General features: G+C 63.5%; 11 protein-coding genes. 4 read left to right on the top strand and 7 right to left on the bottom strand.

All coding sequences use genetic code 11. The features are described from left to right. Positions 1-83 precede the first annotated feature (83 nt). Together NL528_RS19520 and NL528_RS19515 are read right to left on the bottom strand one after the other, a co-directional pair. Positions 84-1,643, bottom strand: a complete 1,560-nt coding sequence (locus tag NL528_RS19520; RefSeq protein WP_309184302.1) for a carboxyl transferase domain-containing protein — start codon at positions 1,641-1,643, stop codon at positions 84-86. Next, a complete protein-coding gene (locus tag NL528_RS19515; RefSeq protein WP_309184301.1) occupies positions 1,573-2,550 on the bottom strand; it encodes a helix-turn-helix domain-containing protein in 978 nt (325 codons plus the stop codon). Before NL528_RS19515 ends, NL528_RS19520 begins: the two co-directional genes overlap by 71 nt. 130 nt (positions 2,551-2,680) lie before the next feature. Here NL528_RS19515 and NL528_RS19510 point away from each other — a divergent pair, with 130 nt between their 5' ends. From NL528_RS19510 to NL528_RS19500, 3 genes are all read left to right on the top strand, one after another. After that, the gene (locus tag NL528_RS19510; RefSeq protein ID WP_309184977.1) at positions 2,681-2,902 is read left to right on the top strand and encodes an acetyl-CoA carboxylase biotin carboxyl carrier protein subunit; all 222 of its coding nucleotides are present in this window, start codon (positions 2,681-2,683) and stop codon (positions 2,900-2,902) included. Positions 2,903-3,155: 253 nt separating this feature from the next. Further along, positions 3,156-5,003, top strand: coding sequence for a glutaminase A (gene glsA / locus NL528_RS19505; RefSeq protein ID WP_309184300.1), 1,848 nt, complete (start codon positions 3,156-3,158; stop codon positions 5,001-5,003). 242 nt (positions 5,004-5,245) lie between these two features. Next, positions 5,246-6,388: a hypothetical protein gene (locus tag NL528_RS19500; RefSeq protein ID WP_309184299.1), complete on the top strand. Its 1,143-nt coding sequence runs from the start codon at positions 5,246-5,248 to the stop codon at positions 6,386-6,388. Between the two features lie 48 nt (positions 6,389-6,436). Here the strand turns inward: NL528_RS19500 and NL528_RS19495 are convergent, their stop codons facing one another. After that, positions 6,437-8,779, bottom strand: coding sequence for a Tex family protein (locus tag NL528_RS19495; protein WP_309184298.1), 2,343 nt, complete (start codon positions 8,777-8,779; stop codon positions 6,437-6,439). A gap of 239 nt (positions 8,780-9,018) precedes the next feature. On the opposite strand from NL528_RS19495, the gene NL528_RS19490 reads away from it, so the two are divergent. Next, complete coding sequence (locus NL528_RS19490; protein WP_309184297.1) at positions 9,019-10,275, top strand: Hsp70 family protein; 1,257 nt, start codon at positions 9,019-9,021, stop codon at positions 10,273-10,275. Positions 10,276-10,311: 36 nt separating this feature from the next. Here the strand turns inward: NL528_RS19490 and NL528_RS19485 are convergent, their stop codons facing one another. The 4 genes from NL528_RS19485 to NL528_RS19470 form a co-directional block, all read right to left on the bottom strand. Continuing rightward, positions 10,312-10,839, bottom strand: a complete 528-nt coding sequence (locus tag NL528_RS19485) for a carboxymuconolactone decarboxylase family protein (RefSeq protein ID WP_309184296.1) — start codon at positions 10,837-10,839, stop codon at positions 10,312-10,314. 479 nt (positions 10,840-11,318) lie between these two features. Then, the gene (locus NL528_RS19480; protein ID WP_309184295.1) at positions 11,319-11,678 is read right to left on the bottom strand and encodes an OB-fold domain-containing protein; all 360 of its coding nucleotides are present in this window, start codon (positions 11,676-11,678) and stop codon (positions 11,319-11,321) included. Next, entirely contained in the window at positions 11,675-12,811 is a 1,137-nt protein-coding gene (locus NL528_RS19475) for a thiolase family protein (protein ID WP_309184294.1), read from the bottom strand. Before NL528_RS19475 ends, NL528_RS19480 begins: the two co-directional genes overlap by 4 nt. Before the next feature lie 117 nt (positions 12,812-12,928). Then, positions 12,929-14,095, bottom strand: coding sequence for an acyl-CoA dehydrogenase family protein (locus NL528_RS19470; RefSeq protein WP_309184293.1), 1,167 nt, complete (start codon positions 14,093-14,095; stop codon positions 12,929-12,931). Positions 14,096-14,119 lie beyond the last annotated feature (24 nt).

The raw sequence follows: 14,119 nt of genomic DNA, 5'->3' as shown, positions 1-14,119 counted from the left end.
ATTGCGAGCGAAGCGAAGCAATCCATCGTGCGGCAAAGGAAGAATGGATTGCTTCGTCGCTTCGCTCCTCGCAATGACGGGAACTACGGCCTGATCGTCATACTGGTCGCCGGGCCCGGCGTGCGGATCGGTTCGGCGAGGCGCGCGAACTCGCACAGCAACGAGCGAGTCTTGCGGGGATCGATCACTTCCTCGACCCAGAATTTTTCGGCCGAGCGGAACGGCGAGCGCAGCTTGTTGAGACGGTCCTCGATCTCTTTCAGTTTCGCCGCCGGATCGTCCGCCGCGTCGATGTCGGCGCGGTAGGCGGCTTCGATGCCGCCCTCCAACGGCAGCGAGCCCCAATAGGCCGACGGCCAGGCGTAGCGCATTGAGTAGCGGTTGGCCGGCTGATGCACGACGCCGGCGACGCCAAACGCATTGCGCACGATGATGGTGCACCAGGGCACGGTCGACTGGTTGACGGCGGCCATCGCCCGCACGCCGTGGCGGATGGTGGCCGACTTCTCGGCCTCGAGCCCGATCATGAAACCCGGGCAATCCATCAGATAGACCACCGGCAGATGGAAGGTCTCGGCGAAATCGACCCAGCGCACCACCTTCTGGCACGCGTCCGCCGTCCACGACCCGCCATAGTGAAAGGGATCGCTGGCCAGCAAAAACACCGCGCGGCCTTCGAGCCGCGCGAGCCCGGTGATGACCGGGCGGCCGAAATTCGCAGCCACCTCGAAGAACGAGCCCTTGTCGACGACGGCATCGATGATCGGGCGCATCTTGTAGACCTGACGGCGATTGCGCGGCACCGCCTTCATCAGGGATTCCTCGGCGCGCTCCGGATCGTCGGTGCAAGGCGTCGTCGGCGGCAGGCTATAAACCGACGACGGCAGATAGGACAGGAAGCGCCGGGCGCATTCAAAGGCTTCTTCCTCGGTATCGACGGCATGGTCGATGCCGCCGGCCCGGGTCTGGATCTCGGCGCCGCCGAGCTCCTGTTTGGTCAAATCCTGACCGAGGCGCTTCACCACCGGCGGCCCCGCGACGAACATCGCGGAATTCTTCGTCATCACGGAGTAATGGGTGGCCGCCAGTCTGGCCGCGCCGAGACCCGCGACCGAGCCGAGCCCCAAACCCACCACCGGCACCTGCGCCATGTTCGCGGTCGTGAACCAGTACGCGCGCGTACTGCCGACGCCGCCGGGCAGATTGGCCGCGCCCCTGGTTTCGATGGTCTTCACCGAGCCGCCGCCACCCGAGCCTTCGATCACGCGGATGATCGGTAAGCGGAACTGATGCGCCATCTCTTCCGCCATCAGCGGCTTGGTCGAGATCGACGCATCCGCCGAGCCGCCGCGCACGGTAAAATCGTCGCCGACCACGACCACCGGACGGCCGTCGATCTTGCCGCGGCCGAACACGCAGTTCGCCGGCGTCAGATGCTTGAGTTCGCTTTTCTCGTCGTATTCGGCGACGCCGGAAATCGCGCCGACCTCGTGAAAGCTGTTCTGGTCGACCAGTTTGTCGATGCGCTCGCGAACGGTGAGCCGGCCCTGGTCATGCTGTCGCTTGACCTTGTCAACGCCTCCCATCTCCCGCGCGAACGCTTCGCGCCGGGCGAGGTCGTCGAGTTCCGGCTTCCAGTTCATTCGTATCCTCCGTCCTGATCATTTTATTGTTGTTATGGGTTGGCACCGGAATCGCTTTCCTCTCCAGCCGGGAGGTGAAGATGTCGCCATCGGCGCCTTCGAGCAGGCCGCCGACCGCCGCGCCCAGTTCGAGCATCCTGGGCGCCACTTCCTTGTGCAGCCGTTTCTCATCATACATCACGGAGAGAAGGCCGATCGTCACCACGACATAGGTTTGATATTGCGGCGACCACAGCGGCACCGCGAGCCCGTTGATATGCGGGCTCCAGAGGCCGCAGGCGACGACGTAACCGTGCTCGCGCAGATGGCGGCGATTACTCTCGATGCGCGGCTTCAATATCCTCGAACTTTCCGGAACCTCGCGCTCCATCTCCGCAATCAGCGCGTCGCCGACATCGACATCGAGGGCTGCGGTGTAGGCATGGCCCGCCGCCGTGCTCGCCATCGCGATGCGGCTTCCAGTGGTCTCATGCAGGCCAAGCGCATTCGCCGCGCGCGCGAATTCGAGATAGACGAGATGAAAGCGATCGGGGATGACGAAGCCGACGGTGCCCGGCAATTGCTCGGCGACGTCCTGCAATCGCAGCCGGATCAAATTGCGCAGCTGCAAGCCCTTCATCATCGAAGTGCTCATCGCCACCGCGCTCGGGCCGATTCGGTATTTCTGGTCGCGCGGCAGATAGACGAGCTGGCCCATTCGCGTCAGCGTGTGCGTGAGCCGCGATACGGTCGATCGCGGCAATCCGCAGCGGTTGGATATTTCGAGATTGCCGAGCCGGGCTTCGTGACCCTCGAAGCAGCGCAGCACATCGAAGGCCCGCGACACCACCTGAATCACATCGCCCTCGCCCGCCAGATCGCTGGCGAGCATTCCCTGTTTGCTAAGCCGCTCCGAGCGTCGTCCCATGATCTGGCTCCATTCCGTTGCACGGAATAAAATTCCACTTGCAGATCAAGCTACCTCAGGCAATCTGCGGCCACAACTAAAAGCCGTTCACGGGACGAAATTGTCACGTCACGCGGTCCCGGAGATTGGCATGCCAGATATCAAGATCGTCACCGAAGTTGCCGGCCGCGTGTGCGCGCTTCCCGTTGATGCCGGAAGCAACGTCGGCGATGGCGACGAGATCGCGTTCGTCGAAGCCATGAAGATGGAAATACCGGTGACAACGACCGCAGCCGGGAAAATCAAGGCGATACTGGTCAGAATCGACGAAATGATTGCCGAAGGCCAGGCCGTCGCCATCGTCGAAACCTAACCTGCTCGGCGCATAACTCATCTGCGATAATCTGTCCGGTGACGCAGGCGTCACGACGGCGGGCGGCAGATGTGCGCCGGCACGACCGGCGACATTCCGCAACGATGGGATCCGCCAAGGAAAAAGTTTCGCATGGCGAAACAAACGGGAATCCGCCAGCTGGCGCCTTCACGGCCGCCGCATTCCCGCGCAATTGGCGCGCACCCATGGGATCAAGTTGCGCGCGCGGTGATTGCGCGGCAGAACGGGAACGATGAAAGTATCGCGCACCGGCGCTCCGGCCTGGACCAGCTCGAAACCGCCCTTGCTGCGGTTCCTGAACGCCTGTCATGAGGAATACGCTGCGGATACCAGCGGCGCGGTCGCCGATTACATCCCTGAGCTCGGCAAGGCCGACCCTGACCATTTTGGCGTCAGCCTCGCGACCCTCGACGGCCACGTCTATGAGGTCGGCGACACAAAGGTGCCCTTCACCATCCAGTCGATGTCAAAACCTTTCGTGTTCGCTCTGGCCCTGGACACTCTTGGCGCGGGGCGCGTCGAAAGCGCGATCGGCGTCGAGCCGTCGGGCGATCCCTTCAATTCGATCCGCCTCAACGCGGACAATCACCCGTTCAACGCGATGGTGAATGCCGGCGCGATCACCTGTTCCGGCCTGATCCACGAAGCCAAGGGCGCGGATGCGTTCGAATGCATCCGGCAGGCGCTGGGCCGCTTCGCCGGGCGCGATCTCGACGTCGATGAATCCGTCTACGCCTCGGAAAGCGCGACCGGCGACCGCAACCGCGCCATCGGCTATCTCCTGCGCACCAACGCCGTCATCACCGAGAACGTCGTCTCCGTACTCGATGTCTATTTCCGGCAATGCGCGATCCTGGTGACGGCGCGCGACATCGCCGTGATGGCCGCAACGCTGGCCAATCGCGGCGTCAATCCGGTGACCGGCGAACAGGTGATGAGCGCTTACGCGATTTCGCGCACGCTGTCGGTAATGACCTCGTCCGGCATGTACGATTATGCCGGCGAATGGATCTACCGCATCGGCATCCCGGCCAAGAGCGGCGTCGGCGGCGGCATTCTGGCGGCGTTGCCGGCGCGGCTCGGGCTCGGCAGCTATTCGCCCAAGCTCGACAAGCACGGCAACAGCGTGCGCGGCATCAAGGTCTGCGAGGCGCTGTCGTCGCACTACGATCTGCACATGCTCAACCGCAGCGACAACGCGCGCAGCGCCATCATTGCCGATTATAATATCGGCGAAAATCCGTCACGGCGCAGCCGCCGACCGCATGAGCAGAACATCCTCGCCGCGCACCGTCAGGATGTCCGCGTCATCGAGCTGATGGGGACGCTGTCGTTATCGAATGTCGACTATGTTGCGCGCCGGATCGCGGCCGACCCGCGCCCGCAATTCGTCATTTTCGATCTTCGCCGGGTCACCTCGATGACGCGCGCGGGCGCCCGCCTGCTCGCCGAGGAATTCCGCGAGCTGGCGGCCTTTCATGTCACGGTGATCGTCTCTGGCATCAAGCGGGCGTCGGAGGAATGGAGGACGATCGCGGAGTGGACCGACAGCCTCGCGAACATGCGGTACTATTTCCTGCTCGATGCCGCGATCGAATGGGCGGAAGACCAGGTGGTCTATCGTCACGGCGGGTCGATCGATTTTTTCGACGCGACCGAGCTGTCCGAGCAGCGGCTGCTGGCGGGATTGACCGAAGAGGAACTGACCGACCTCGCCTCGCTGGCCGCGATCAGGACCTATCAGCCCGGCGAAAAGATCATCACCACCGGCGATCCCGCAACATCGCTGTTCTTTCTCCGAAGCGGCGTGGTGCATGTCACCCTGCCCGACGGCATCCGGCTGGCAACGCTGACAGCCGGCATGCCGTTCGGCGAGATGGCGCTGCTGGAGCCGAGCCGCTCGGCGGACGTGCTCGCCGATATGGCGGCGACCGCCTACGAGATATCGCTGCGCGATTTCGAACGGTTTCGCAGGCAGCATCCGCGCGCCGGCGAACGGATCATGCGCAACCTTGCGCAACTGCTCGCCGACCGCCTGATCCTCGCCAATGCCAGGGTCAATCTGCTGACGTCGAATTAGGAGACGCGCAGCGAAGAATTGCTGCCCGTTTTCAATCAGACATAGAGCATCATATCCGTTGCTGCCTGAACGTGCTGAAATTCGCCAAATCCGACGGCACAACGGCTCTGTCGCCGGCCGGTATTAGTTTGCCCTTCTTAATTTATGACGAACTGTTTTGTGGTTTCCTCTGGCTCCACGCGCCCGGAAAGAGGCGCGATTTCACCTAACATCTCCCACCGAACACGCTGCGGACTTCCAAGATGCAGGTCGAACGGATCTGGGAATTCCTGCGGCGGTTGAACCCGTCGACGCAGAGCTGCCTCCTCGCCGAGCTGGAGCGGCTGGAATTGTGCGGCATCGATATGCCGGGTTCGGCGGACATCCGGGCCAGGCTGCGCGCCGAGTTACGCAAGGATGGATCGCCAGAAGGTAGCGCCAGTCCGTCCAGTTACTTTTTCGCGCCATTCGGCCCCCTGCTCGTCGACGGCGCGCCCGAGCATGACAATTCGGGGAGAATTGCGCGCGGCTCGCTGGCCCCGATCTGGGAATGGATCGGCCGCGACCTGCTGCCGATCATGGCGCGCGACTACAATGATAAAATGAAAGGCTTGATCGCTTCCGATAAACATAAGGAAGCGCAGCTGGCCGCCGTGACTTTCCAGACCAAGGTGACAAAAGCGGTTGAGGGATTCCTGAAGACGCCCGAGGGCTGTGAGCGGGCGCGCGCCAAACTCGCGGCTTACACGGCATCGCGTTCGGCCTTTGGCGACCTGATCAAGATCATGGTCGTGCTGCGCGCGCGTGAGGCGATTGCAAAGTTCAACGAAGCATTGCCGGCAAAGATTTCGAAATTCGACGACGCGCAGGTCAACAAGATAACCGCGCAGCTCGCGGCGTTCCGGAAGACCGATGCCGACGCGCTGCCCTTTGCGCTGGCGCTGGTCGCAACACGCCTCAAGACGCCCTGGCAGTTGATCCGCCTCGCCACCAAAGCTTCGCGCAGCAAGAGCGCCGCCGATGTCGCTGCCACGCCCAACGCGATCGCGGTGTCGATGGTGCTGGACCAGATGGACGACAAACGTCAGGCGCTGCGTATGGCGCTGAAAAACAACCGCGTCATCGTCGCGCGCGATATTCTGATCGATGTCTACAACACCGAATATGCACTGCGGGTTCGTATCCGCGAACTCGAGGAATCGGAATGGGGCAAGCGGCTACGCCAGATCATGGACGAGATCGCCGCCCTGGTGGATGCCGAGGCTAGCCGGTTTCCCGACGAGGTCGGCCATGTCCTGACATCGCGCAGCCTGCGAAGGCATGACCTGTTCGCCGGCCGCCTGACCCATCTGGCCTGGAAAGCCCGCGATGCGATCGGCGACGCGCTGTCTTTTGCAAAAAGCTGATCGGCCAGACCTGAAAATGGCGCGTAGACCCGCGCGGCTGAAGCTGGGCTAAGCGCCGTTCTTGCCGCGCCCTGACTTCTCGCTGGCGCGGCGCAGGGCTTCGGCGAGCGCGCCGCCACCCGAGGCTTCCTGCGGCTTGCGCGGCGCCTGCGACGTCATCTGCGCCCGGGAAATATCGCGCGGCTTGCCTTCCGTCAGCTTGGGGCCCTTGGCGCCCACCTCGTCATCGAGACGCAAGGTCAGCGCGATGCGCTTGCGGGCGACCTCGACCTCCAGCACCTTCACCTTGACGATGTCGCCGGACTTCACCACCTCGCGCGGATCCTTGATGAAGGTCTTCGACATCGCCGAGATGTGCACCAGCCCGTCCTGATGGACGCCGATATCGACAAAGGCGCCGAACGCGGCGACGTTGGTCACCGTGCCTTCGAGGATCATGCCGCGCTTGAGGTGCTTGATCTCCTCGACACCTTCCTTGAACACCGCGGCCTTGAAGGCCGGACGCGGATCGCGGCCGGGCTTTTCTAGTTCGCGCAAGATGTCGGTCACCGTGGGCAGACCAAAAGTGTCGTCGACGAAAGCCTGCGGCTTCAACTGGCGCACGATCTCGGCATTGCCGATCAGCGCCTTGATGTCGCTCTTGGTGGCGCCGAGAATCCGTCGCACCACCGGATAGGCTTCCGGATGCACGCCGGAAGCATCGAGCGGGTCCTCGCCATCATTGATGCGCAGGAACCCGGCGCATTGCTCGAATGCTTTCGGCCCGAGCCGCGGCACTTCCTTCAGCGCCTTGCGCGATTTGAACGGACCGTTGGCGTCGCGGTGCTGCACGATGCTTTGCGCCAGCCCGGAACCGATGCCCGACACCCGTGCCAAGAGCGGCGCGGAAGCGGTGTTGGCATCGACGCCGACCGCGTTGACGCAGTCTTCGACCACGGCATCGAGCGAGCGCGCGAGTTTGGTCTCGCCAAGGTCATGCTGATACTGGCCGACGCCGATCGCCTTCGGATCGATCTTGACCAGTTCGGCCAAGGGATCCTGCAGCCGCCGCGCAATCGACACCGCGCCGCGCAAGGTGACGTCGAGTTCGGGCAATTCCTCGGAAGCAAAGGCCGAGGCCGAATAGACCGACGCGCCGGCTTCCGAGACCACGATCTTCGACATTTTCAGGTCCGGCAGCAGCTTGACCAGGTCCATCGCGAGCTTGTCGGTCTCGCGCGACGCGGTGCCGTTGCCGATCGCGATCAAATCGACGCGGTGCGCGACCGCCAGCTTTCCGAGCGTCGCCAGCGCCGCATCCCATTGCCGCTGCGGCTCATGCGGATAGACCGCCGTGGTCGCCACCACCTTGCCGGTGGCGTCGACGATTGCAACCTTGACGCCGGAGCGGAAGCCGGGATCGAGGCCCATGGTGACGCGCGCGCCGGCCGGCGCCGCCAGCAGCAGGTCGCGCAAATTCGATGCGAACACGCGGACGGCTTCGGTTTCGGCCAGCGTCCACAGCCGCATCCGCAGGTCGATGTTGAGATGCACCTGGATCTTGGTGCGCCACGCCCACCGCGCCGTCTCCACCAGCCAGCGGTCGCCGGGACGGCCCTGGTCGGAGACGGCAAAACGCTGCATGATCTTCAGTTCATACGAGCTGGGCATTGTCGTGGCCGGCGGCTGCGCATCCGGCAGCACCTGCAGCTCAAGGATTTCTTCCTTCTCGCCGCGGAACATCGCCAGGATGCGGTGCGATGGCAGCTTGTGCAGCGGCTCGCTGAAGTCGAAATAGTCCTTGAATTTTTCGCCCTCGGTTTTCTTGCCTTTGCGCACCGTGGAGGCCATCAGGCCGCTTGACCACATTTGCTCGCGCAAGCTTCCGATCAAATCGGCGTCCTCGGCGAACCGCTCCACCAGGATCGCGCGCGCGCCGTCGAGCGCCGCAGCCACATCGGCCACCTGCTTATCGGCATCGACGAAACCTGCGGCGACCACCTGTGGATCGTTTTGCGGCTGCGTCAGCAACAATTCCGAGAGCGGCTCGAGACCCGCCTCCTTGGCGATCTCGGCCTTGGTCCGGCGCTTCGGCTTGAACGGCAGATAGATGTCTTCCAGCCGTCCCTTGCTGTCGGCGGCGAGGATCGCCGCTTCCAGCGCGGCATCGAGCTTGCCCTGTTCGCGGACCGAATTGAGGATGGCGGTGCGGCGCTCTTCAAGTTCGCGCAGATAATTCAGGCGCTCCTCCAGCGTACGCAATTGCGTATCGTCGAGCCCGCCGGTGATTTCCTTGCGGTACCTTGCGACAAAGGGGACGGTGGCGCCGCCGTCGAGCAGGGTCACGGTCGCCTCGACCTGCTGCTCGCGGACACCGAGTTCCTGCGCAATCTGCCGATGAATGTTTGCCACGAAGGTTCTTTCCAAACAGGTCGCGGCGGCCGGGTCGCTTGCCGCGGGGACGCCGCTTATGGACCATGACAGATCGATTTATCAACCCGGCGCAAGAAAGAAATTGATCTGTGGATCAAGGCCACTCGGTGGCCGGGGTCATCCAGCCCGTCCGAAGCGGCGCCCTCTTGTTGCGCAGCAAGATAAGGGTGGATCGATGGCGCCGTAGTGTGTAGACGGACGCTTCCTCTGGAGCGCCCATGTCAATCTGCGGACTCGATTTCGGAACGTCGAATACGACGCTCGGCACCATCGAAGGCCATGCGCCGGTTTTGGCGGCAATGGAGGCCGAATACACCACGATTCCCAGCGCGATCTTCTACGAGGTGGACGGCGCCGTGCTGATCGGCCGCAGGGCGGTCGAGGCCTATGTCGACGGCGCCCCCGGCCGGCTGATGCGCAGCCTCAAATCGGTGCTCGGCACCTCGCTTATCGACGAGACCACGAGGCTCGGACGCGAGCGGACCAGCTTCCGCGACGTGATCGCCTATTATCTCGGCGCGGTGAAACGGCGCGCCGAACAGGCCATCGATCGCGAGTTGCGCGACGTCGTGCACGGCCGCCCCGTGCATTTCGTCGACAACGCGCCGGACGCCGATCGCAAGGCGGAGCAGACGCTGCGGCAGATCGCGCGCGAGATCGGATTCGACGACATCACCTTCCAGTTCGAGCCGATCGCCGCGGCGCTCGAATATGAACGCCAGATCACGTCCGAGGAAGTCGCCTTGATCGCCGATATCGGCGGCGGCACCTCGGATTTCTCGATCGTGCGGCTTGGGCCCGAGCGTCACGGCAAGGCCGACCGCTCGGCCGATATCCTCGCCAATGACGGCGTGCGCATCGGCGGCACCGATTTCGACCGCCAGCTCAGCCTCGGCGTCGTGATGCCGCTGTTCGGCTTCGGCAGCGCGATGAAGCGCGCCGGGCTCGACGTGCCCTCGAGCTATTTCCACGACCTCGCCACCTGGTCGAGCATCAACCGCATGTATGAGCCGCGGGTGATCGCGGATATCCGTCAGGTGCGGCAGGAAGCCAGCGAGCCGGCCCTGATCGACCGGCTGGTGCGCGTGGTCGACGAACAGCGCGGCCATACGCTGGCGATGGAGGTCGAGGACGCCAAGATCGCGCTGTCCGACCAGCGCCGCGCCGACATCCCGCTGGAATGGGTCGCGCCCGGCCTCAGCGCCGCGATCGGCCGCCCCGATCTCGTCAGCCACACCCGGCAATTGGCCGAGCGCATCGCGGCCCGCATCAAGAACTGCCTCACCCAGGCGCGACTGGCCGCCGATGATATCGACGCCGTGTTCCTGACCGGAGGCTCGGTGCGGCTCGCCCATGTCCGCAACGCAATCAAAAAGGCGGTGCCGTTGGCCCGCATCGTCGATGGCGATAGCTTTGGCGCCGTCGGCAAGGGACTGACGCTGGAGGCGCTGCGGCGATACGGTCCGCGGGACTGATCGACACAGCGGCGCGGCTCTAGCACTGCCGCCAGGTCAGCTCACCACATCCGTCACCGGCTGCATGTCGATCGCAAAGGTTTCCAGAAACTTCGACGTCATGATGTAGAAGCCGACCGAGAGCTGCAGTTCGACCAGCGCGGCCGGCGTCAGTTTCGAGGCAATGGCGTTGAAGGTCGCATCCGTCGGCTTGTGCAGCTTGACGATTTCATCGGCGAAGGCGAGCGCGGCGCGCTGCACCTCGTTGAAGCATTTGGCCGACTGCCAGTTCTCCAGCGCCTCGTTCTGCTCATCGGTGACGCCGACGTTCTTGCCGATGCGCTTGTGAGCGACGATCTCGTACGGCGCCTCGCACAGGATTCCGGTGCGGGTGATGGCGAGTTCGCGCACCACCGGATCGAGTTCACCCTTGTGGCGGATCGCGCCACCCAGCCGGCAATATTGTTCGAAATAGCTCGGCGAATGCGCCATCATCCGGAAAATATTGGCATTGCGGTTCTTGCCGAGGATTTCGCGGGTGCGGTCGCTGGCTTTCGCGGGATCGCTGTAGTCGATACGGGCCATTTCTCACCTGGGTTTCGATTATCGTTGTCGGACGGTTTCCAAAACCCTATCCGGCGTTTGACGCGAGAGCAACACGGCTGAGTCAAAATGCCGCCGCATTGCTGTTCGACCTTGGCACGGTCGATATTCGCTGAGTGGGGACTCATCAAAGCGAATACTCGTCGCGGGGTGTTCCGAGTAAAAATGATGACCGTCGAAAGCGCTTCGCGCAACGATGAGTCACGCCCAAGTCTAGGGAGACAGGCATGAAGGAAGCCACCAAGAGGGCGGCCTCGGAGGCGCTTGCGCAAATGTTGGCGGTGACGGCGATGCTCGTCATCGCCGGTATTATCTTCTACTGGCGGTGAAAGCTGCCACTGTGTTTGTACGCGTAGTATCGGCGTCAGTGGGAAGAGCGTAAGCGACGAAGCAATCCGGATTGACAGTATCGCGTAGGTCTGGATTGCTTCGTGAGGCCTCGTTGCAACGACGCCGCAGGTTCACTTCGCTTTCGCAAAGTATGGAACCAGCCGCCCAGCGAACTGCTGATAGCGCGCGATGACCTTGTCGCCGATCGCGAGATCGTTGTCGCCATGGGCCATCATCCGAAAACCTTCCGCGGTATCGACCAGAACGATGTTGTAGGGAACATGCGCCCGGGCCTCCGGCGTCGCGGCGCGGCACACCAGCGACGTGGCGTAAACGGTCCCTACCTCACTGGCGCGTTTCTCCACCGGGTCCGGCGCCCCGCAGGCCGCACAAAATGCGCGGCGGAAATATTGCACTTTTCCGCAAGCGCCGCAGGATTGATAGACGATCGCCGCCTCGCCCTTGGTCCAATCCCTGAGTCTTTCACTCATCGCACCCGCTCCAGGAACATGCTGACATGCGACGACAGCACGCCGCCGTCACCATGCAGCAGCGCGATCGAGGCGTCGCGGATCTGGCGATTGCCGGCACGCCCCGTCATCTGCAGATGGGTCTCGACCAGATGCGCCATCGCGCCGCCGACGCCGCAATGCCCGTAGCTGAGCAGCCCGCCATGGGTATTGAGCGGCATGTCGCCGTCGCGGCCGAAATGACCGGCTCGCACCCGCGCCGCCGCCTCGCCGCGCCTGGCAAGGCCCAGATCTTCCAGCAGCATCGCCAGCGTGATCGTAAAGCTGTCGTAGACCGCGGCGTATCGCACGTCCGATATCGCAACGCCCGACGCGGCCTTGGCCTTGGCGATCGCAATCTCGGCGCCGAGTTCGCTCAGAGCCGGTGCTGCCGTCACGTGCTGGTGGGTATGCGCCTGCGCGCAGCCGCGGATGCGCACGCCCGCCTCGGAGGTAGCCTCACGGCTGATGACGAACGCCGCGCCGCCGTCGGATACCGGACAGCAATCCAGCAGCTTTAGCGGCATCGCCACCGGTTTTGAGGCCATCACGTCGGCGACCGTGATCGGATCGTGGAACTGGGCGCCGGGATGCGTGAGCGCGTGCTTGCGCATCAGCACCGCGAACTCCGCAAGATCCTCCTCCGTCACGCCATACTCGTGCATGTAGCGCGACGCCACCAGGCCGTAGTAAGCGGGAATGGTCGGCCCCAGCGGCACCTCGTAATCGGGATGGCCGACCTGGGCCAGCGCCTGGATCGAGGCGTCGCGGCTCTGCCCGGTGAGACGGTTTTCGCCGCCGACCACCAGCACATGCTTGGCGACGCCGGCATCGACCAGATGATGCGCCAGCATGGTCATCGCGAGCCCGGTGGCGCCGCCGACCTGCACGGCATGGGCGTAGGATGGGCAGATGCCGAAATGCTCGGCGAACACGGTCGCGAGCATGATGTGCGGCGAGACCGTCGAGTAGCCGCAGAGGATACCGTCGATGTCGGATCGTTTCAGCCCGGCGTCGGCAAGCGCAAGCCCGGCCGCCTTGCTCATGAGATCGAGCGAGGACGAGCCCTCGTGCTTGCCGTAGGACGTGAGGCCAACGCCGGTGATGAAGCTCATGGCGATGAATACTCCGTCGTTCCGGGGCGATGCGAAGCATCGAACCCGGAACCTCGAGATTCCGGGTTCGCGCCTTCGACGCGCCCGGGAATGACGGTCTGAGAGTGTGCCCTCATCTCAATACGACTTCGGCAAGCCCAGCACCTTCTCGGCAATAAAACTGAGAATGAGCTGCGGGCTGATCGGCGCGATGCGCGGGATCAGCGATTCCCGCAAATAGCGCTCGACGTGGTATTCCTTGGCATAGCCAAAGCCGCCGTGGGTCATCACCGCCTGCTCGCAGGCGTGGAAGCCGGCTTCGGCCGCGAGATATTTTGCGGCGTTGGCCGCCGGTCCGCACGGCATGCCCTGGTCATATTGCCAGCCGGCGGAGAGCACCATCAGCCAGGCGGCTTCCAGCTCCATCCAGTTCTTCGCCAGCGGGTGCTGGATGCCCTGGTTCATGCCGATTGGGCGATTGAACACGATGCGGCCTTTGGCATAGGCCGAAGCGCGCGACAGCGCGATCTGGCCGAGCCCGACCGCTTCGGCTGCGATCAGGATGCGCTCGGGATTCATGCCGTGCAGGATGTATTCGAAGCCGCGGCCTTCCTCGCCGAGGCGATCCTCGACCGGGATTTCGAAATTCTCGAAGAACAATTCGTTGGAATCGACGGGCTTGCGGCCCATCTTCTCGATCTCGTGCACGGCCACGCGCTTCTTGTCGAAATCGGTGTAGAACAGGCTCAAGCCCTGCGTCGGCGTCTTCACTTCCTCCAGCGGCGTGGTGCGCGCCAGCAGCAGGATCTTGTTGGCGACCTGAGCCGTCGAAATCCAGACTTTCTGGCCGTTGACGATATATCTGTCGCCCTTGCGCACGGCGCGGGTCTTCAACTGGGTGGTGTTGAGCCCGGTATTGGGTTCGGTCACCGCAAAGCAGGATTTGTCGCGGCCGTCGATGATCGGCGGCAGCATGCGCGTGCACTGCTCCTTGGTGCCGAACACCACGACCGGATTGAGCCCGAACACATTCATGTGCACGGCGGAGGCACCGGACATGCCGGCGCCGGATTCCGAGATCGTCCGCATCATGATCGCGGCGTCGGTAATGCCGAGGCCCGAACCGCCATACTCCTCGGGGATGCAGATACCGAGCCAGCCGGCATCCGCCAGCGCGCGGTGGAAGTCGGCGGGATAGCCGCCCTCCTTGTCTTTTTTCAGCCAATAGAGCTCGTCGAAATGCGAACAGATTTTTGTCACGGCATCGCGGATCGACTCCTGGTTGGCTGACAGCGCGAAATCCATGATCTAATCCTGTAAGTTCCCGGT

It is taken from the genome of Bradyrhizobium sp. Ash2021 (genome assembly GCF_031202265.1).
In the GTDB taxonomy this organism is placed as follows: domain Bacteria; phylum Pseudomonadota; class Alphaproteobacteria; order Rhizobiales; family Xanthobacteraceae; genus Bradyrhizobium.
Note: the sequence above shows the minus strand (reverse complement) of the source record. Positions and strands in the feature narration are given on the sequence as shown.